Consider the following 20779-nt stretch of genomic DNA (forward strand, 5'->3'; position numbering starts at 1 on the left):
AATATAAATGACTGAATCATCTAACTATTTAGGGGTATAGAGGGGGGAGAAGAGATATGAAACGTAATCCGCTGATTCCGTTCGCTCTTATTGCAGCATTGGGTATTATCGTTATGTTTGTATTTTCATTTCAGGGGCTAAATAAATCTAAAGAGTTAGCTGATGCAAAAAATGGCGGGAAGCCAGCACAAACGGCATCAAAACCAGAAGATATTGTGAAGCAAAGCTGTACGAGCTGCCATGGTGATCAGTTACAAGGGGCAGTTGGACCTAACTTACAAAAAATTGGTGGGAAACTTTCAAAGGATGAAATTAAAGAAATTCTTTCGAAAGGAAAAGGCAATATGCCTGCCAATATAGTTCCAGCTGATCAAGCCGCTAAAGTAGCTGATTGGTTATCGAAGAAAAAATAAAGTTCCGTATGACAAGCCTTTTGCTTATGCAAAGGGCTTGTTTTTCTATATTTTCTAAAATACGATGAATGATAGAGCGGTGAATTGTTGTTATGGGCTTGCAACAACTACTATAAATTCATTATCATGGAGACAGACTGACAAGAGAAGGAGTAATGGAAATACATGAATGAAGTAAAGCTTTCAAAACGATTAGAAGAAGTTGTACGTGAAATACCAGTAGGATCTACAGTTGCTGATATTGGATCGGATCATGCGTATTTACCGTGTTATACAATTATAAATAATATTGCTACAAAAGCAGTTGCAGGAGAGGTTGTAGATGGACCATTTCGCTCTGCGCAAGCAACTGTAGCTGAAAGTGGTTTACAAGATAAAGTAGATGTACGTAAAGGGAATGGATTAGCGGTTATCGCACCAGGAGAAGTAGATGTAATTACGGTTGCCGGAATGGGCGGAGCGTTAATTCGTGACATTTTAGAAAGTGGTAAAGAAAAATTAGAAGGTGTAACGCGTTTAATTTTACAGCCTAATATTGCAGCGCATCATATTCGTGAATGGTTTATTGAGAATGGTTGGGAGCTTATCCATGAAAAAATCGTAAAAGAAGATGGGAAAATTTACGAAATTTTAGTAGGGGAGCGCGGAAATGTTGCAGCGCCTTACTCTGAAAATAAACAAGCTGAATTGTTTATGGGACCATTTTTAATAACAGAAAAAAGTGAAGCTTTCGTAGAAAAATGGGAAGGAGAATTAAAAAACTTCCAAAATATTTTAAAACAGTTAGAACGTGCGGCTGATTCTGAAGAAACAAAAGCGAAGCGTGGGGAAGTAGAAGCGAAAATGAAAATGATAGGGGAGGTTTTATCATGAGTAAAATTCCAAATGGCCATGAAATTATTTCTTTATTTGAAAGTATGTATCCGAAGCATTTGGCGATGGAAGGAGATAAGATTGGTCTGCAGATTGGAGCGCTTAATAAACCCGTGCAGCACGTATTGATTGCGCTAGATGTAACGGAAGAAGTTGTGGATGAAGCAATTCAATTAGGGGCAAATGTCATTATTGCTCATCATCCTTTAATTTTTAACCCGTTAAAAGCGATTCATACAGATAAGGTGTATGGGAAAATTATTGAAAAGTGTATTAAAAATGATATTGCAATCTATGCAGCGCATACAAATGTGGATGTTGCTAAGGGCGGGGTAAACGATTTACTTGCTGAGGCGTTAGGATTGCAAAATACAGAAGTTCTAGCACCGACATATGCAGAAGAAATGAAAAAAGTTGTTGTGTTTGTGCCAGTCACTCATGCAGAAGAAGTAAGGAAAGCATTAGGAGACGCAGGTGCTGGTCATATCGGCAATTATAGCCACTGTACGTTTAGTAGCGAGGGTACAGGCACATTTGTACCTCAAGAGGGGACAAATCCTTATATCGGGGAAACTGGACAGTTAGAACGTGTAGAAGAAGTGCGAATCGAAACGATTATTCCAGCTTCCTTACAGCGGAAAGTGATTAAAGCAATGGTAACGGCGCACCCTTATGAAGAAGTAGCGTACGATGTGTATCCGCTTGATAATAAAGGTGAAACGTTAGGCCTAGGAAAAATAGGATACTTACAAGAAGAAATGACGCTTGGCCAATTTGCAGAACATGTGAAACAATCATTAGACGTGAAGGGCGCAAGAGTTGTCGGTAAGTTAGATGATAAAGTGCGTAAAGTAGCTGTACTTGGTGGAGATGGTAATAAATATATAAACCAAGCGAAATTTAAAGGAGCAGATGTATATGTAACTGGTGACATGTACTATCATGTTGCTCATGATGCGATGATGCTCGGTTTAAATATAGTTGACCCGGGACATAATGTTGAAAAAGTAATGAAACAAGGTGTGCAAAAGCAATTACAAGAAAAAGTGGATGCAAAGAAACTCAATGTACACATTCATGCTTCGCAGTTACATACAGATCCATTTATATTTGTATAAGAAAAATAAAAACCGTTGCTCATGTAAGCAACGGTTTTTATTATTGTTCTTTTTTCACTTTCACGCGAGGTAATATTTTTTGTAACGGTACTTTTCGAACTCTTTCCCATGTAGCGGGATTCATTGGGTCATATTGCTCTAAGAAAGCGATAACTTCTTTCGTAATTGGCGTTGGAGTAGAAGCACCTGCTGTAACAGCTACGTTTTCTACACCTTGTAGCCACTCTAATTGAATTTCGCTTACATCAGCAACTCGATATGCTTTTGTACCCGCGATTTCTTGTGATACTTGTGCTAAGCGATTTGAATTGTTACTTTTCGGATCACCAACAACAATTGTTAAGTCTGCAACATCAGCTTGTTTAGCGACAGCTTCTTGGCGAACTTGAGTAGCTAAACAAATTTCTTTATGGAATTCTGCTGTTGGGAATTTTTTTTGAATGTCCTCCATTAAATGTTGAACATCCCATTGACTCATCGTTGTTTGATTTGTTACTAAAATTTTATCTGTTGGGATTTCTAATGTTTTTAAATCATCGGCTCTTTCGATAAGGTGAACGATGTCAGGTGCAATACCAACTGCGCCTTCTGGCTCTGGATGATTTTTTTTACCGATATAAATGACATGATACCCTTCCGCTTTCTTAGCTTCGATAAGGTCATGCGTCTTGGTAACATCTGGGCAAGTGGCATCGATTGTTGTTAAACCTTTTTCTTTTGCGCGTTGTTTAACTTCTGGAGAAACACCGTGTGCTGTGAAAATAACAGTACCAGAATCAATTTTATCTAAAATTTCTAAGCGACTTGGACCGTCTAATGTGATGATTCCATCTTCTTCAAAAGCGTCTGTAACATGTTTATTGTGAACAATCATACCTAAAATATAAATGGGTCTCGGCAATGATTTATCTAATGCAGCATTACGTGCAATTACCATTGCATCGACAACACCGTAGCAATAACCACGAGGGGAAATTTTAACAATTTTCATATGAGTAATCCTCTCCTTCTAAACAAGGGATACTTTTGTGCATAGTCTTTTACATTATAAAGGAGGAGTGGATAGAAAACAAAGGATTGTTACACATATAGTTTTGGTTTTGTTGCTGTTTGTTGAACTGGTTCTTTCGGTAACTCTTTTTCTATTACAGGTTCAATCACTATTTTCTTTCGTTTTCGTTTCTTTTTTTGAGGTGCAGGAGGCGGACTTTCTACCTCAACTGGCTCTGTTACATTTTCCGTTTGATTTTCTTCCGTACTTTTTCCAGAGGTGAGGATTTTAACAATGCTTGGTAGACTACGCATAATAGGACCATACTGTTCGACGACAGGACCTACAGATTGAACGACTTGGGATACTTTTTCGATGTTGTTTATCATATTAGTGGGATTTGAAATTAAGTTCGAAAAGAAACTGCCGATGCCACTGCTTGCTGTTGCCGCAGCTGTAGTTGCGCCGCCGCGCGTTTCATTTGATTCATACATTTGAAGCGGTATCATTTGCTCAGGGTGTTGCTGCATGTATGGTTGATATTGTGGATGTTGCTGCTGATATTGTTGGTGGTATTGCTGCTGATATTGCTGTTGATATTGTGGCGGTGGTGGTTGCTGATGCATCATCGGTTGCCCTTCCATTTGTCGGTAAGGTGGAACCATTTGCATAAAAGGCTCGGTTGGATCGTGTTTTTTAAAAAGCTTAGCAAGAAAACCTTTCTTTTTTTGTGCCATTGGTGGTAGTTGTGGAATTGGATATGGTGTATAAGGTTGTTGCCCTGGATTCGGATACATTTGCCTTGTAGGGGATTTCGGAAACATGTGAGAAATCCTCCTTTCTTCAGTTAGGTATATACACATACAATATGCAATAAAAGGGAAGAAGGTTAGTTTTTGAAGTGAAAACCTAAACTAAAGATGGATTTTACTTGTAGATTTCGATATAATGTAGACTTGACTGATTTGTGCGCGCAGTAGAAATTTTAGAAAGAAGGTGTAACTTATGACACAACAAACTTTTACACAGTATGATTTTAAACCATTTTTAATAGATGCAGTTCGTGAACTACGCTTTACAGAGCCGACAGGAATTCAGCAGAAAATTTTCCCGGTCGTGAAAAAAGGTGTAAGTGTAATTGGACAATCCCAAACAGGTTCTGGGAAAACACATGCATACTTACTTCCTACATTAAACAGAATTAATGCAAGTCGTGAAGAAGTACAACTTGTTATTACAGCGCCTACTCGTGAGTTAGCACAACAAATTTACGAAGAAATCGTGAAATTAACAAAGTTTTGTGCGGAAGACCAAATGATTACAGCACGTTGTTTAATTGGTGGAACTGATAAACAACGCTCAATTGAAAAGTTGAAAAAACAACCTCATATCGTAGTTGGAACACCAGGACGTATTAAAGATTTAGTAGAAGAGCAAGCATTATTTGTTCATAAAGCAAATACGATTATTGTCGATGAAGCAGACTTAATGCTTGATATGGGATTCATTCATGATGTAGATAAAATTGCAGCACGCATGCCTAAAAACTTGCAAATGTTAGTTTTCTCTGCAACAATTCCTCAAAAACTAAAACCGTTTCTGAAGAAGTATATGGAGAATCCAGAGCATATTCATATCAATCCAAAACAAGTTGCAGCTGGAAACATTGAACACTATTTAGTGCCTTCTAAACATCGTAATAAAATTGATTTAGTGCATAAAATGCTACTTCAATTTAAACCGTATTTAGCAGTTGTTTTCACGAATACGAAAAAGATGGCAGACCAAGTTGCTGATGGATTAATGGAACGCGGCTTAAAAGTTGGACGAATTCACGGGGATTTATCACCACGTGATCGTAAAAAAATGATGAAACAAATTCGTGACCTTGAATTCCAATATATTGTTGCGACTGATTTAGCAGCACGTGGTATTGATATTGAAGGGATTAGCCATGTTATTAACTATGAGCTACCATCAGATTTAGATTTCTTCGTTCACCGCGTTGGAAGAACAGCACGTGCGGGGCATTCTGGTATTGCAGTGACGATATATGATCCAGCAAACGAAGAAGCGTTAGATAGTTTAGAAAAACAACGTCATATTGAGTTCAAGCATGTAGATTTACGCGGAGATGAGTGGGCCGATTTAGGTGAGCGTCGTCGTCGTAAGAGCCGTAAAAAACCAAATGACGAACTTGATGTTATGGCAACGAAAGTTATTAAAAAACCGAAAAAAGTAAAACCAAACTATAAACGTAAACTTGCAACAGAACGTGACAAAGTGAAGAAAAAATATGGCAATAAAAAAAGATAAGGGGTTTCCCTTATCTTTTTTTTATCCCGCTATTTGTGGGAGGTGTAATCAATATGGATAGAAAAGTATTGATTAAAGTTTCACTTAATCCAGCTAATTTAAATGAAAAGTATAGTCTGTATAAATAGTCATATAAATTTGTGTAGTGCATCTTTTGTGAACAAACAATTCACTACATATTTCTACAAATTATGCTATCATTATATCTATTGTATATTGAAGAGGTGATTGTATGTTAAAGATTGGATCTCATGTTTCCATGAGTGGTAAGAAAATGTTATTAGCAGCAAGTGAAGAGGCTGTTTCATACGGTGCAACAACGTTTATGATTTATACAGGTGCACCGCAAAATACACGAAGAAAACCAATTGAAGAATTGAACATAGAAGCAGGAAGAAAACATATGGAGCTGAACGGAATTGAGGAAATTATCGTCCATGCGCCGTATATTATTAATGTTGGGAATACGACGAAGCCAGAAACATTCCAATTAGGCGTAGACTTTCTTCGCATGGAAATTGAAAGAACATCGGCATTAGGTGTAGCGAAACAAATTGTTCTTCACCCAGGAGCGCACGTTGGTGCTGGAGCGGATGCTGGTATTCAACAAATTATTAAAGGGCTTAATGAAGTATTAACGCCAGAACAGACGGTTAACATTGCGTTAGAGACGATGGCAGGAAAGGGAACAGAATGCGGTCGTAGCTTTGAAGAAATTGCAAAAATTATTGATGGTGTAAAATATAATGAAAAGCTATCTGTATGCTTTGATACATGTCATACGCACGATGCAGGATATGATATTGTAAATGACTTTGACGGCGTATTAAACGAATTTGATAAGATCGTTGGTATAGATCGTTTACAAGTACTTCATATTAATGATAGTAAAAATATACGCGGAGCAGGAAAAGACCGTCATGAAAACATTGGATTTGGTCACATTGGGTATAAAGCATTGCATCACATTGTACATCATCCACAGTTAATGCATGTACCAAAAATTCTTGAAACACCGTATGTAGGGGAAGATAAAAAAGATAAGAAGCCGCCATACAAATTGGAAATCGAAATGCTGAAAAACGGCACTTTTGATGAAGGGCTTCTTGAAAAAATTAAAGCGCAATAAGGAGGGGGAAATCCCCTCCTTATTTTAGTAGTTGCTGAAATAATGTATTTACTTGTTGGGCAGTGGCAGGGGAAGTTACTTTTGCGATTTGTTTTAAGAGCTCTAGTCGCTCGTTGTTATCGTAAATATTAATATTTTTACCCTTCATAAGTAAAACGATTTGATCAGCTTGTGCGGCTGTAATGGGAACTTCATATTCTTTGCTATATTTTAATAACTCTTTTGTAGAAATATGATTTAATTTTTTATTAACAATTTGTTTAATGAGGTTCATCTTATTATCCTCCTTCACGCGTTCTTCTATCGAAATATATGAGCATATAGCTTGTACATATTCGTATGGAGTTTCTTTTTTCATGAGGAAAAGAAGCGTATGTTATAATATAAGGACAAAACTACAGAAAAAGAGTAAAGGGAGGACTTATGGAGCAAAAGCAACATCGAAAAGAAAGTGTTATTCATCTCATTTATCGTTTAGTTATGATTATTTTTGGAGCAGCATGCGCGGCGGTAGCAATTGAACTATTTTTAATGCCAAATAAAATTATTGATGGTGGAATTATTGGTATTTCTCTTATATTAGATTATCTTACTCCTAACATTTGGTGGTTAAGTTTTTCTACTTTAGTCGTTGTTCTCAATATCCCATTTATGTATTCCGGTTATAAGCAAATTGGAAAAACATTTATGTTATCTTCGACATTTGGTATTGTAGCATTAGCTTTCATTGAGTCAACGTTACATGCGGTACCACCATTTACAACAGAACCTATTTTAGCGACAGTGTTTGGTGGTCTTATTTTAGGTCTTGGTGTAGGACTTGTAATTCGTCATGGTGGATCGCTAGATGGAACTGAAATTATGGGGATTTTATTAACGAAGAAATTACCGTTCTCTGTTGGTGAATTCGTAATGTTTGTGAACTTATTTATTTTTGCATGGGCAGCATTTGTGTTTGGTGTGGAACAAGCGATGTATTCTGTTATGACGTACTATATCGCATTTAAAACGATCGATACAGTAATTCAAGGGCTAGATGAAACGAAGGCGGTTTTAATTGTATCTGATCAATATGAGGAAGTATCAAACGCGATTTTGCATCGTCTTGGCCGTGGAACTACAAAGCTTGTAGCGAAAGGTGGTTACACGGATAAAGAAAAAGAAGTTATTTATGCAGTTGTAACGCGTCTAGAAGTGACGAAGTTAAAATCAATTGTGCATGAAATTGATGAAAATGCGTTTGTTACGATTATGAGCACGCAAGAGACAAATGGTGGTAAGTTTAAATCGGCTATTCACTAAAAAGTTTATAGGAATATTTTTCGAAAGCAGAGAATTTTTCTCTGCTTTTTGTTATAATAGTAAGGTTTCTTGAAAAAATAGATATATTTTAGGCAGATTGGTTTACAACTATAATAAGCTGTACTATAATTCAAATAGATATAAATCGGAATCATTCTGAATTAAAATAGGTGAGATGCTATGAATAATATATTAGAAATTGAAGGTTTAACATTCCGATACGAAGATCGGAATGTGTTAGAAAATATTAATTTGCAAGTTCCGAAGGGAGCTTTTTTAGGTTTAGTGGGACCGAATGGTTCAGGTAAATCAACTTTACTTAAGTGTTTATTAGGTGTTTTAAAGCCAAAAGAAGGAAGCATTCGCGTGTTTGGCGTTGATAGTAAGAAGTTTAAGGAATGGAACAAAGTTGGTTATGTATCCCAAAAGGCAAATAGTTTCAATTCTGGTTTTCCAGCAACTGTTTCTGAAGTTGTGTCAATGGGACTTGTTTCGAAAAAAGGGCTTTTTCGCTTTTTCACAAAAGAGGATAAGAAAAAGGTAGAAAAAGCAATTGCTGATGTAGGGATGAGTGAGTTTCAAGGTCGTAACATTGGAGAGCTTTCTGGTGGACAGCAACAGCGTGTATTTATTGCTCGTGCGCTCGTTAGTGATCCTGAATTGCTTATTTTGGACGAGCCTACTGTTGGAATCGATGTGAAAAATGTGGAAAGTTTTTACGAAATATTAGAGGATTTAAACAAAAGGCTCGGGATCACATTAATTCTTGTTACTCATGATATGGGAGCTGTTACTGAAAAAGTAACACATGTTGCATGCCTAAACCAACATCTACATTTCCATGGAAATGTAGAGAAGTTCCGAGAGTTAGAAGATGCAGAAATGTCCGTCTTATATGGACATCATGTTCATCGTTTAGAACACGAACATGAGCATCACGGGAGGATATAATGATACAAGATTTTTTACAATATGACTTTTTACGTAATTCTTTATACGCAGGTATTTTAATTGGACTTGTTGCACCGCTAATTGGTGTGTTTGTTGTTATTCGTCGTTTATCTCTTATTGCGGATGCATTAAGTCACGTGACGTTATCGGGTATTGCAGCAAGTTTATTACTTGAAAAAACCATTTTTACAGGTGGGTTTTTAAACCCCTTATATATGGGGATGATTTTCTCGATTGGTGGAGCGCTACTAATCGAAAAGTTACGAACTGTATATAAGCACTATCAAGAATTAGCAATTCCAATTATCCTTTCGGCAGGTATGGGGGTTGGAGTTATTTTCATTTCACTTGCAAATGGATTTAACACAGACTTATTTAGTTATTTATTTGGTAGTGTCAGTGCTGTAACAAGTACAGATTTAATTATTATTGGGATTGTAGCAATTGTTGTTGTTGCGACAATTATTTTATTATATAAAGAGCTGTTTCTATTATCATTTGATGAGGAATACGCAGTATCAACTGGTTTAAGAGCGAAATGGATTCACTTTATTTTCATTATATTAGTTGCTCTTGTCATTGCAGTATCAATGCGTGTAGTGGGGGTTCTTCTTGTATCATCATTAATGACGTTACCAGTTGCAGCAAGTATTCGTATTGCTAAAGGATTTAAACAAACAATTTTCTTTTCCATTTTATTTGGTGAAATTGCAGTAATTGGTGGAATGTTTGCTTCGTATCAACTTGATCTAGCGCCAGGTGGTACAATTGTTATGATAGCAGTTCTTATTTTAATCGGTGCGATTTTATGGAAGAAGAAAAAAACTGCATAAAGTAGGGATAGGTATGAATCTAACAGAAGCTTTACGCCTAATGAAAGAAAAAGGATACAAACATACTGGAAAAAGAGAAGAGATGCTCAGATTATTTGCAGCACATAATCGTTATTTAACTGCGAAAGACGTTTTAGAGCATATGAAGGACGATTATCCAGGGCTTAGTTTTGATACGATTTATCGTAACTTAACAGTTTTTGCTGAGATTGGTGTTTTAGAACAAACGGAATTAAATGGTGAAAAACATTTTCGTTTTACTTGTTCTATTATGGAACATCATCATCATTTTATTTGTTTGGATTGTGGGGGAACGAAAGAGATTACTTCCTGTCCAATGGATTTTATGAATAAAGATTTTACCGGTTATGAAGTAACGGGGCATAAGTTTGAAATATATGGTCGTTGTCCAAAATGTGCAAAGTAAAAGCTCGTCGGTTATATAACTGACGAGCTTTTTTACGTAGAAAAGAAGGTTGCTCACAAATGTTGTGGCAACCTTCTTTTTATTGTTCTTGTGTCTCTTTTTCTTTTTCTCGTTCAGCAGCCATTTCAGCAGCAATTACGTCGATTTCTTTTTTCAGTTCTTCTACCATTGTTTCTTCTGGTACTTTACGAACGACTTGCCCTTTACGGAATAATAATCCCTCTCCACGTGCACCGGCAATACCGATATCAGCTTCACGAGCTTCACCAGGGCCATTTACAGCGCAACCAAGTACTGCAACTTTAATTGGTACTTGAAGTGTAGAGATGTATTCTTCCACTTCGTTAGCGATGCTAATTAAATCAATTTCAATACGACCACAAGTTGGACAAGAGATAAGTGTTGCTGCGTTAGACGCAAGACCGAATGATTTTAATAGTTCACGAGCAACTTTTACTTCTTCAACTGGATCAGCACTTAATGAAATACGTAGTGTATTTCCGATGCCTTTATTTAAGATTGCTCCAAGACCAGCAGCACTTTTTACAGTTCCGGCAAACAATGTTCCAGATTCTGTAATACCTAAATGTAATGGATAATCAAAAGCACGAGCAGCTTTCTCGTATGCTTCAATTGCTAAGTTAACATCAGAGGCTTTCATAGATACGATAATATCGTGGAAATCTAGGTCCTCTAAAATTTTAATATGATGTAGCGCGCTCTCAACCATACCATCTGCAGTTGGGTACCCGTACTTTTCTAAAATATGACGCTCTAATGAACCAGCGTTTACACCAATACGGATTGGAATACCGCGCTCTTTTGCTGCATTTACAACAGCTTCTACTTTATGGCGACGACCAATGTTACCTGGATTGATACGTACTTTATCAATGCCGCCTTCAATTGCTTTTAAAGCAAGGCGATAATCAAAATGAATATCAGCAACAAGTGGAATGTTGATTTGTTTTTTTATATCAGCAATAGCATCTGCTGCGCGTTCATCTGGAACGGCAACGCGGACGACTTGACAGCCGGCTTCTTCTAAACGCTTAATTTCAGCAACTGTTGCTTCAACATCATGTGTTTTTGTTGTTGTCATACTTTGTATAATTAATTCATTATTACCGCCGATTGTTAAATTACCGACTTTAACTGGACGTGTTTTTGTACGATGAGTCATTTCATTCACGAATAGATCGCTCTCCTTATAAAAGAAGTTTCTTATTTAGTCCCTCATATCAATGATAGTATACGTGATATAGGGCTATAGAAACCGAAGTACTCGGTTTCACTTTTACTATTGTATCAGCGCCTTTATGTAATTGACAAGGATTAAGTGATAGCTTATTGATATAAGGGGAATTTATAAGACTTTCCAATTTGTATTTTTGTAGCAGATGTACTTTTGTTTAATTGTTTAAAGTCGTCAATGACTTTTTCTATGGAAGGAATTTTTTTCTTGTTAATTTGTTCTGTAATAGAAAGAACTGTCTCACCAGTTTTTACTTCAATTGTTTTATAAGATACATCCGTTTCTTTTTCTGTTTTGTTCTCTTTATTCTGCTGACTGTCTGTGTTTTCTTTTTTAATCGTTTGAGCAGCAGTTGTTTTTTTATATGAACTTAACATCGGTAAAGTACCGATTTTTATATCGTAATAAAATATATAACCGAGAACAAGCACGAATAGGAATATACCTAATCTCTTCATATTCTTCACTCCTTTGCTAGGAATATATGCTTGTCCAAAAAAAAAATGCCTATTTAGGCATTTTTTTTCGTTCTTATTTTTCTTTCGGTTTTGGAACTTCTTTAATCGTTAAGTACAGAACAATTAAAACAACTGCGATATAGATGAATGTTGATCCAGGTACGACAATCTTACATGCATCCATAATCATAAAGAAGATTGTTGGGATTGTGTAGCTGTATGCAGTTAGTGTCCAAACTTGTTTATAGGATAGTTTACGTTGACCGCTCATAGCAGAACCGATGAACGCAAGTAAAGTCACACCTACAAAAGTGATGAATAATTGGAATAGGTACACTAAGAATCCAATAACAAATAATAAAATTGGATAAATATTATCGAATAAAGAAATAAATTCTTGTAGATCTTTTTTCTCAAGAGATGCACCTAACAAATCGTTATAAGAATACGTTTGTATTTGACCATTTCCCATAGAGACTACTTTATCTTTTAAAACAAATAAACCTGTTTTATTTTGATATTTTTCTAGGTCTGTTGAATTTGGATCAAATACGAAAAGTGCATTTCCTTCTTCTTTTTCAATAGGTTGATCAATATCGGCTTTTAGTTCGCCATTTTCAATTTTAAAATCAGGTAAATCTTTATCGATGACTTGATTTACCATGCTTACACCATCTTGGATAAAACTACCGTACAAAAAAGTTCTTGGAATAGTAGTAATTAAGCAAAGCAGCATAATATACAAAATGGTTTTACCGATTTTTTGAAAACGGAATAGCGCCATATCTTTAGGCGAGTATATGCTTTTTACGAATTGGGTAAATATGGACATAGATTCACTTCCTTTATGTATGTATAAAATCATTGTAACGTAGTAATCTAGAGAATCTCAAGATATATTATATTTACATATAGTGGAGATAACTAAATTTCTTTTATTAACTTTCTTCTTTTAAATAAGAAAAATACAATTGACACTTTTCTTTTCTATATGGTAAATTTATCTTACATTTCTTAAAGAGCATATCCGATAGGAATTCCTTTATTTGATATGTTGTTACATACATAATTGTGGACCCTTAGCTCAGCTGGTTAGAGCAGACGGCTCATAACCGTCCGGTCGTAGGTTCGAGTCCTACAGGGTCCATATCCATTTCACATGTTTATTATGTTAGCAGGAAGCTTCCTTGTAGAAGGAAGCTTTTTTTACGGAATATATGAGCATTTTAATTGAAAAGAAGTGGGAATTTTGCTACTTTAATGATAGCAAGACAATGTGATTTATTTGTTTGCACCCTATGGCAATTAGGGTAGAATGAAGTTGTATGTCACTTAAGTGGCAATACATAAACTGGGAGGAATATAACAATGGCAAAACACGAATTACCAAATTTACCTTATGCGTATGATGCTTTAGAGCCTCACTTTGACAAAGAAACAATGAACATCCATCATACAAAACATCACAACACGTACATTACAAACTTAAACGCTGCTTTAGAAGGTCATGCAGAATTAGCTGACAAAAGCGTAGAAGAATTAGTTGCAAACTTAAACGAAGTACCAGAAGCAATCCGTACAGCAGTACGTAACAATGGTGGCGGACATGCTAACCATACATTCTTCTGGACAATCCTATCTCCAAATGGCGGAGGACAACCTGTAGGTGAACTTGCAACTGCAATTGAAGCAAAATTCGGTAGCTTCGATGCATTCAAAGAAGAATTCGCAAAAGCTGGCGCAACTCGCTTCGGTTCTGGTTGGGCTTGGTTAGTAGTAAACAATGGTGAGTTAGAAGTAACAAGCACTCCAAACCAAGATTCTCCTTTAACTGAAGGTAAAACGCCAGTTATCGGTTTAGATGTTTGGGAGCATGCTTACTACTTAAACTACCAAAACCGTCGTCCAGACTACATCGGTGCATTCTGGAACGTTGTAGATTGGAACGCTGCTGAAAAACGTTACCAAGAAGCAAAATAATTGTAATAAATATAGAAAAAGCTAGGGGAGAGCCCCTAGCTTTTTTCTATGCTTTCCTTTTACATAATTGGGCTTGTCTTTGGAAGACTAGAACATGAAGTAAAGGAGAGTTGTGTATGAAATGGAAACATATAATTGGTGACGTTGAAGTGAATCGGGATTTAGTGTTATTGCTCCTTATAGGAGGTTTATACACGCTCGCAATTTCTTTATCGAATACGTTTGTAAATATTTATTTATGGAAACAAACACAAAATTATGTGAATCTTGGCTTGTATAATTTAGCAAGCGTGGTATTACAGCCTCTCACATTTCTTGTAGGGGGGAAATTAGCGAAACGTATCGATCGCTCGATTTTATTACGAATAGGGGTAGGAACGCTCGCAATTTTTTTTATCGTTGTCTTAGTAGCAGGAAAAAGTGCTTCTCAGTATATTTTATTAATGGGGGCTCTTTTAGGAGTAGGATACGGTTTTTACTGGTTGGCTTTTAACTTATTGACATTTGAAATTACAGAACCAGAAACAAGAGATTTCTTTAATGGGTTTCTTGGACTTCTTACATCCTTCTCTGGGATGATCGGACCAATAGCAGCAGGATACACAATTTCACGTATGGAGAAATGGAGTGGTTATACTGTTATATTCTTTCTTTCATTAGTTCTATTTGCAATTGCTATCGTCTTAAGCTTCTTTTTATCTAAAAGAGAATGTGAAGGGCGTTATGAAATCGTGCAAGTATTGAAAGAACGACGGATTGATAAAAATTGGGGAAAGATTACACGAGCTCATTTTTTCCAAGGATTGAGAGAAGGAACGTTTATTTTTGTCATTTCAGTATATGTTTATTTAGCAACTAATAGTGAGTTCGCATTAGGGAAATACAGTTTAGTGAACTCTGCTGTATCCTTTGTATGTTATTACTTAGTTGCTCGTATGTTAAAGAAAGAGTGGCGAAAAAAAGCAATTTTACTTGGAGGCATTATTTTATATGCTGTCGTCTTTTTAGTTATTTTCAATGTTACATACACGAAATTACTTATTTATGCGGCATGTATTGCGATTGCATATCCTATTTTACTTGTTCCGTACGGATCAATGACATATGACGTAATTGGTAGAGCGAAAAATGCGAGAGAATGGCGTGTGGAATATGTCGTTGTTCGGGAGTTATGGTTAAACGCCGGAAGAATCTGTTCCATTTTAAGTTTTTTATGTGCTGTACTATTCTTTCCACCTGAAAAAAGTTTACCTTACTTATTATGTATTTTAGGTGCTGGACATTTTCTTATTTATTTTGCAGTTAAAAATGTCAAATATGATGAGGGAAATGCGAGTAAAACAAGTGTTGTAACGCAAGGGAACGCGCAAAACCAAACTGAACCAGAAGGTTAACTTCTCGTTTGTTTTATGCTAGAATAGAAAAAGATGTAAGACAGCAGTGAGGACACCTGTATGAAGGTGTCCCTTTCACATTACATAGCTGTTGGTAGAGGGGGTTTGTATGAGCAAGAAGCAGAAGCAAAATAAGAAAAAGACCCACGTTCCTTTTCGATTAAACGTGTTGTTTTTCTGCGTGTTTTTAATGTTCTCCGCGGTTATTGTAAGGCTCGGATATGTACAAATTGTTCGCGGTGAAGAATATAAGAATGAAGTGGAGAAGAAAGAAAACTCAACGATAAGTAATCCTGTACCGCGTGGGAAAATATTTGACCGTTATGGGCGACCTGTAGTAGATAATGCAGCCATTCGTACTATTACATTTACAAAAATGAAAGGATCAACTGCAGAGGATCGCTTAGAAACAGCGAAAAAGCTAGCAGATTTGATTGAAGTACCGACAGATAAATTAACAGATCGCGATAAAAAAGATTATTGGCTTGCTATGCATAAAGAGGAAGCTAAAGAAAAAATTACGAATAAAGATCGTCAAGAGTTTAAAGATAAAAAAATTGATGATAAAGAATTAGACGAGCGTCAGCGAAGTCGTGTAACAGAAGAAGAGATTAATCAATTATCCGCAAAAGATCTAGAAATACTAGCGATTAAGAGTAAGATGGACGGCGGATATGCAATGACACCTCAAGTTATTAAAAAGGATGCTACAGAAAAGGAATATTCGATTATTAGTGAAAACCTAGCAGCATTACCAGGTGTAGATACGAATGTTGATTGGGAGCGAAAATATACGTACGATGATTTATTCCGAAGTGTACTTGGTGGGGTGTCGACATCTGATGAAGGCTTACCGAGAGAAAGACTAGATTACTATCTTGTTCGTGATTACAATCGAAATGACCGAGTAGGAAAAAGTTATCTTGAACAACAGTATGAAGATAGCCTGCATGGTACGAAAGCAGAAGTTAGAAATGTTACAGATAAAAACGGTAATATTTTAGAAACGATTAATGTATCAAAAGGACAAAGTGGTAATGACCTGAACTTAACAATTGATATGGAATTACAAAAGCGCGTGGAAGATATTCTTGCGAAGAATTTAATGAGGTTTAAAGGAAGTGAACCTCTTTTAGATCGCGCATTTGTTGTAATGATGAACCCAAAAAATGGTGAAGTTTTATCTATGGCGGGGAAACAATTAGTTAACGAAGATGGTCAAACGAAAGTAAATGACTTTGCATTAGGTACCATGACAAGTTCTTATCCGATGGGGTCAACTGTAAAAGGTGCAACAGTACTTACTGGATATCAAACTGGTGCGATTCAACCAGGGGCAGTACAATTGGATGAACCAATTAAATTAAAAGGTACACCTACGAAGTCGTCTTGGAAAACGATGGGATACATTAATGACCTTACAGCTTTAAAAATGTCTTCTAACGTTTATATGTTTAAAACAGCGATGAATATCGCCGGTGTTCCATATGTGAGAGGTGGTACGTTAGATATACCTCAAAAAGCATTTGATACGATGCGTTATTATTTCGGACAGTTTGGACTTGGTGTAAAAACAGGAATTGATTTACCGAATGAATCTGCTGGTCAGATGGGTAAGAGTAGTCAACCAGGTTTCTTACTAGATTTATCAATTGGACAGTATGATACGTATACACCGCTTCAATTAGCGCAATATATTTCGACGATTGCCAATGGTGGATATCGTATGCAACCACAAGTTGTAAAAGAAATTCGTCAACCGGCAGTGAAACCAGATGAAGTTGGGAAAGTTGTTCAATCTATGGAACCGAAAGTATTAAATCGTATTGATATGCCAGAATCGCAAATTAAACGTGTTCAAGAAGGATTTAGACAAGTGTATAATGATTCAGGTGGTACAGCTACAAAGTACTTTACAGGTGCAAAATATAAAGCTGCTGGGAAAACTGGTACAGCTCAAACTGTGTATGGTGGAGATAAAGAGATTGGTAGAAATGCAAAAGGTGAACGTGTGGAAACATATAACTTAACATTAGTAGGTTATGCGCCACTTGAAGATCCAGAAGTAGCATTCTCTGTTGTCGTTCCGTGGGTACATGATGATAAGACTGGTATTAATGGATATATTGGTCGTGAAATTATGGACGCTTACTTTGATTTGAAAAACAAAGAAGTAAATGGTGAAGCTCCAAAAGATGATAAAGACAATAAAAATAAAGAGCAAGATGATGAATAAAAAAGTTGTAAAAAAGCACACTATCTGAAAAGATAGTGTGCTTTTTTTTATGGTTTATGCATATCGTGTAATAAATGTGGACAAGTATACAACATTTAAAAAACGCGGCCCTATAAATGATACTTGTATATGGTGGGATAGGGAATAAATATTTTATAGGGAAATCATCAGAGGAAATGAATAGCTACTACTGAATTAAAATTGTATCGTATGTTGATTTTTGTGGAACTTTACAAAACTTTTACAAACAATTAAAACCGAATTAATAGTTTAGCAGTATTCTTATATCTGTAATCCTGTTATTTCCGGTTACTTCTAGGAGGAAGAACACGTGAAATGGATGCGTACACCGATTAAGATTTTCGTATTATCAATATGGTTCCTCTGTTTTGAAATGTCTACTGCATTTGCTTTAAATGATACGGGAGAAGTGAGAGTTGATGGATCCTCAACGGTTTTTCCTATTATAGAAGCAGTAGCGGAGGAATATACAAAGGTGCATCCAGACGTGAAAATTTCCATCAGTATTTCTGGAACTGGGGGAGGATTTAATCGTTTCAGTAAAGGAGAAGTAGATATAAATAATGCTTCGAGAGTAATGAAACAAGTCGAGAAAAATGAAATGAAGAAAAACTCTATTCAGTTCACACCTTTTGAGGTTGCTAACGACGGTCTTACGATTGTTGTGAATCGCCATAATACATGGGTAGACGATATGTCAGTAGACGAGTTACGACTACTTTGGAGTGAAGATGGAAGAGAGAAGCGATGGTCACAAATTCATTCAACATGGCCACGTGAACAAGTGAAGTTTTATGCACCAGGCGTAGACTCTGGTACGTATGATTATTTTCAAAATGTCATCTTACAAAATCATCGCATTGTAAAAAAAGTCTCTTTGTCTGAAGATGATCAAGTTATTATGCAAGGGGTAATGAATGATAAACATGCCATTGCTTTTGTAGGATATGCTTATTATATGGCTAATCGAGATAAGGTGAAAGCAATAAAAGTAAATGGTGTATTTCCGACGAAAGAGACCATTCAATCAGGTAAGTATAAGCCGTTATCTAGGCCGCTACTTGCTTATGTGAATAATGCATCTATCCGAAATAAAATGAATGTAGCAAACTATGTTGAGTTTATGATTCAGCATGTCGGTAACCTCGCTGAAGAGGTCGGGTATGTAAAATTACGAAAAGAAAAATACAATGAACAGCTGCGTATGTTAACAGAAATAAAAAGGTAATGTCAGGGTGGAAAGGGGTTTTCATCTTTGGCTCATAATGACAAAAGTCAAATTACATTTTCTGTACAACATTTGATTGAAAGAAATACAAAACAAAGAAAAAAAACGCAGCGAATCAATCGAATAGTGCCTTTATTACTAAAAATAATTGCTAGCGTTTCTATTGTGACGACACTTGGAATTGTTTTTACGCTCTCTAATGAAACAATCATGTTTTTTCAAAAAATATCATTATACTCCTTTTTGACGGAGAAAGAATGGTTACCATTTTTTGAAGACCCTAAATTCGGTATATTACCACTCATATGTGGAACGTTCCTTATAACTGCAATTGCTATGTTTGTAGCAATTCCTATCGGTTTAGCGTGTGCCGTATTTTTAAGCGAATATGCTTCAAATAGTGCACGGAAAATATTAAAGCCGATGTTAGAGCTATTAGCAGGTATCCCGACAATTGTATATGGTTTTTTTGCATTAACAATTGTTACGCCGCTTTTACAAAGGCTTATACCAGATTTACAGTTTTTTAATGCGATTAGTCCAGGAATCGTTATCGGATTTATGATGATGCCTACAGTTGCATCTCTATCTGAAGACGCGATGAGAGCTGTGGCGAAAGGGACGAAAGAAGCTTCATTAGCACTCGGAGCGACGCGGTTTGAAATGGTAAAACAAGTGGTGTTTCCGTCCGCTTTTACAGGGATTATGGCAGCGATTATATTAGCGGCTTCTCGTGCAATTGGTGAAACGATGATTGTTGTAATTGCAGCAGGATCCACACCGAATGTATCGCTTGATCCGACACATTCTATTCAAACGTTAACAGCCTATATTGTGCAAGTAAGTTTAGGTGATGCTCCGCATGGAACGATTACGTATTACAGCATGTATGCTGTAGGTGCAACGTTATTTTTGTTTACCTTTATTATGAACATCATTTCGCAGTCTATTATGCGCCGTTTTAGGAGGATGACATAATATGCGAATGTTGAATCATAAAAAAATACAAAAAAACATGGCATCACGCTTTTTAAAAGATCGAATTTACAAATTGTTATTTTATATAGCAATTTTATTTTCAATCGTAATTTTGTTTTTGTTACTGTTTCAAATTGTTGAAAAAGGTATAAGTTATCTTTCAATAAATTTCTTTACAAATTTCGCTTCACGTAATCCGAAAGAAGCTGGTATTGCTGCAGCTTTGTCAGGGACAATATTATTTATGAGTATTGTTATACCTGTTTCTTTTATATTTGGAGTTGGAACAGCACTTTATTTAGAGCAATATGCGAAGGAATCTCTATTTAAAAAAATAATAGAGATTAATAATCAAACGTTAGCAGGAGTACCATCCGTTGTATTTGGATTGCTTGGTTTAACTATTTTTGTATATGCTCTTCATTTAGGAGAGAGTATAGTTGCAGCAGCACTGACGATGAGTCTACTCGTTTTACCAACAGTTGTTGTGGCGAGTCAAGAAGCAATTCGATCAGTACCAAGTGTATTATTAGAGGGTTCTTACGGATTAGGTGCTACGAAGTGGCAAACGATGTATCAAATTGTATTGCCATATGCTTTCCCAGGGATTATAACGGGCTGTACGTTAGCGATATCAAGAGCAATTGGAGAAGCTGCACCACTATTAGTTATTGGGGCACTTGCGTTTGCAAATTATGTTCCATTTAGTATGTTTGATAGATTTACAGTTCTACCAATTCAAATTTTTAATTGGATGAGTAGGCCACAAGAAGAATTTCAGTATGTAGCAGCAGCTGGGATGATTGTTTTGTTAGGTTTGTTGCTATTTATTAATATATTTGTTTTATGGTTACGAAATCGAAAATAAGTTGGAAG

General features: G+C 36.2%; 21 protein-coding genes and 1 tRNA gene. 16 read left to right on the forward strand and 6 right to left on the reverse strand.

Annotated features, from left to right (window positions below):
• The first annotated feature begins 56 nt into the window (after positions 1–56).
• The 3 genes from cccA (at position 57) to ES895_RS02500 (ending at position 2404) form a co-directional block, all read left to right on the forward strand.
• Entirely contained in the window at positions 57–413 is a 357-nt protein-coding gene (gene cccA, locus ES895_RS02490) for a cytochrome c550 (RefSeq protein ID WP_000828141.1), read from the forward strand.
• 165 nt (positions 414–578) lie between these two features.
• Positions 579–1286 carry a tRNA (adenine(22)-N(1))-methyltransferase gene (locus tag ES895_RS02495; protein ID WP_001006542.1) on the forward strand — a complete coding sequence of 236 codons (708 nt, stop codon included), beginning with the start codon at positions 579–581 and terminating at the stop codon, positions 1284–1286.
• A complete protein-coding gene (locus tag ES895_RS02500; RefSeq protein WP_000036233.1) occupies positions 1283–2404 on the forward strand; it encodes a Nif3-like dinuclear metal center hexameric protein in 1122 nt (373 codons plus the stop codon). Before ES895_RS02495 ends, ES895_RS02500 begins: the two co-directional genes overlap by 4 nt.
• Positions 2405–2444: 40 nt before the next feature.
• Here the strand turns inward: ES895_RS02500 and ES895_RS02505 are convergent, their stop codons facing one another.
• Both ES895_RS02505 and ES895_RS02510 read right to left on the reverse strand, forming a co-directional pair.
• The gene (locus ES895_RS02505) at positions 2445–3395 is read right to left on the reverse strand and encodes a 4-hydroxy-3-methylbut-2-enyl diphosphate reductase (protein WP_000706659.1); all 951 of its coding nucleotides are present in this window, start codon (positions 3393–3395) and stop codon (positions 2445–2447) included.
• Positions 3396–3484: 89 nt separating this feature from the next.
• Positions 3485–4219 carry a YqfQ family protein gene (locus ES895_RS02510; protein WP_135238153.1) on the reverse strand — a complete coding sequence of 245 codons (735 nt, stop codon included), beginning with the start codon at positions 4217–4219 and terminating at the stop codon, positions 3485–3487.
• 181 nt (positions 4220–4400) lie between these two features.
• Between ES895_RS02510 and ES895_RS02515 the strand changes: the two genes are divergently transcribed.
• Both ES895_RS02515 and ES895_RS02520 read left to right on the forward strand, forming a co-directional pair.
• Positions 4401–5711 carry a DEAD/DEAH box helicase gene (locus ES895_RS02515; RefSeq protein WP_000194015.1) on the forward strand — a complete coding sequence of 437 codons (1311 nt, stop codon included), beginning with the start codon at positions 4401–4403 and terminating at the stop codon, positions 5709–5711.
• Between the two features lie 232 nt (positions 5712–5943).
• On the forward strand, positions 5944–6840 hold the full coding sequence (locus ES895_RS02520) for a deoxyribonuclease IV (protein ID WP_000912456.1): 897 nt from the start codon (positions 5944–5946) through the stop codon (positions 6838–6840).
• Positions 6841–6859: 19 nt separating this feature from the next.
• Here the strand turns inward: ES895_RS02520 and ES895_RS02525 are convergent, their stop codons facing one another.
• Complete coding sequence (locus tag ES895_RS02525) at positions 6860–7114, reverse strand: DUF2624 domain-containing protein (RefSeq protein ID WP_001048954.1); 255 nt, start codon at positions 7112–7114, stop codon at positions 6860–6862.
• 149 nt (positions 7115–7263) lie between these two features.
• Between ES895_RS02525 and ES895_RS02530 the strand changes: the two genes are divergently transcribed.
• The 4 genes from ES895_RS02530 to ES895_RS02545 all read left to right on the forward strand — a co-directional run bounded on the left by ES895_RS02530 (position 7264) and on the right by ES895_RS02545 (position 10353).
• Entirely contained in the window at positions 7264–8142 is an 879-nt protein-coding gene (locus tag ES895_RS02530; RefSeq protein ID WP_000435963.1) for a YitT family protein, read from the forward strand.
• 180 nt (positions 8143–8322) lie between these two features.
• Positions 8323–9093 carry a metal ABC transporter ATP-binding protein gene (locus ES895_RS02535; RefSeq protein ID WP_001059662.1) on the forward strand — a complete coding sequence of 257 codons (771 nt, stop codon included), beginning with the start codon at positions 8323–8325 and terminating at the stop codon, positions 9091–9093.
• On the forward strand, positions 9093–9926 hold the full coding sequence (locus ES895_RS02540) for a metal ABC transporter permease (protein ID WP_000613815.1): 834 nt from the start codon (positions 9093–9095) through the stop codon (positions 9924–9926). The genes ES895_RS02535 and ES895_RS02540 overlap by 1 nt, the downstream gene beginning before the upstream one ends.
• A gap of 13 nt (positions 9927–9939) precedes the next feature.
• Positions 9940–10353, forward strand: coding sequence for a Fur family transcriptional regulator (locus ES895_RS02545; protein WP_001054516.1), 414 nt, complete (start codon positions 9940–9942; stop codon positions 10351–10353).
• 79 nt (positions 10354–10432) lie between these two features.
• Here ES895_RS02545 and ispG read toward each other — a convergent pair whose 3' ends face one another.
• The 3 genes from ispG to yqgB all read right to left on the reverse strand — a co-directional run bounded on the left by ispG (position 10433) and on the right by yqgB (position 12898).
• Positions 10433–11536: a flavodoxin-dependent (E)-4-hydroxy-3-methylbut-2-enyl-diphosphate synthase gene (gene ispG, locus ES895_RS02550; protein ID WP_153577907.1), complete on the reverse strand. Its 1104-nt coding sequence runs from the start codon at positions 11534–11536 to the stop codon at positions 10433–10435.
• 164 nt (positions 11537–11700) lie between these two features.
• A complete protein-coding gene (yqfZ, locus tag ES895_RS02555; protein ID WP_000825416.1) occupies positions 11701–12066 on the reverse strand; it encodes a protein YqfZ in 366 nt (121 codons plus the stop codon).
• Between the two features lie 73 nt (positions 12067–12139).
• Positions 12140–12898, reverse strand: a complete 759-nt coding sequence (gene yqgB / locus ES895_RS02560; protein WP_000021899.1) for a protein YqgB — start codon at positions 12896–12898, stop codon at positions 12140–12142.
• Between the two features lie 241 nt (positions 12899–13139).
• Here yqgB and ES895_RS02565 point away from each other — a divergent pair.
• The 7 genes from ES895_RS02565 (at position 13140) to pstA (ending at position 20771) form a co-directional block, all read left to right on the forward strand.
• Positions 13140–13213, forward strand: a tRNA-Ile gene (locus ES895_RS02565).
• A 221-nt stretch (positions 13214–13434) separates the two neighbouring features.
• The gene (gene sodA, locus ES895_RS02570) at positions 13435–14046 is read left to right on the forward strand and encodes a superoxide dismutase [Mn] (RefSeq protein ID WP_001052031.1); all 612 of its coding nucleotides are present in this window, start codon (positions 13435–13437) and stop codon (positions 14044–14046) included.
• 116 nt (positions 14047–14162) lie between these two features.
• Complete coding sequence (locus ES895_RS02575; RefSeq protein ID WP_000871383.1) at positions 14163–15440, forward strand: MFS transporter; 1278 nt, start codon at positions 14163–14165, stop codon at positions 15438–15440.
• Positions 15441–15549: 109 nt separating this feature from the next.
• Positions 15550–17676 carry a peptidoglycan D,D-transpeptidase FtsI family protein gene (locus ES895_RS02580; protein WP_000038983.1) on the forward strand — a complete coding sequence of 709 codons (2127 nt, stop codon included), beginning with the start codon at positions 15550–15552 and terminating at the stop codon, positions 17674–17676.
• 331 nt (positions 17677–18007) lie between these two features.
• Positions 18008–18925 (forward strand): PstS family phosphate ABC transporter substrate-binding protein, encoded by a 918-nt coding sequence (locus tag ES895_RS02585; protein WP_000871823.1) that lies wholly within the window; start codon positions 18008–18010, stop codon positions 18923–18925.
• Positions 18926–18952: 27 nt separating this feature from the next.
• On the forward strand, positions 18953–19903 hold the full coding sequence (gene pstC, locus ES895_RS02590; RefSeq protein ID WP_000940912.1) for a phosphate ABC transporter permease subunit PstC: 951 nt from the start codon (positions 18953–18955) through the stop codon (positions 19901–19903).
• A gap of 1 nt (position 19904) precedes the next feature.
• Positions 19905–20771: a phosphate ABC transporter permease PstA gene (gene pstA / locus ES895_RS02595; protein ID WP_001242559.1), complete on the forward strand. Its 867-nt coding sequence runs from the start codon at positions 19905–19907 to the stop codon at positions 20769–20771.
• Positions 20772–20779: the final 8 nt, after the last annotated feature.

Origin of the sequence: Bacillus sp. 007/AIA-02/001, from assembly GCF_004634455.1 — a bacterium.
Taxonomy (GTDB): Bacteria; Bacillota; Bacilli; order Bacillales; family Bacillaceae_G; genus Bacillus_A; species Bacillus_A cereus.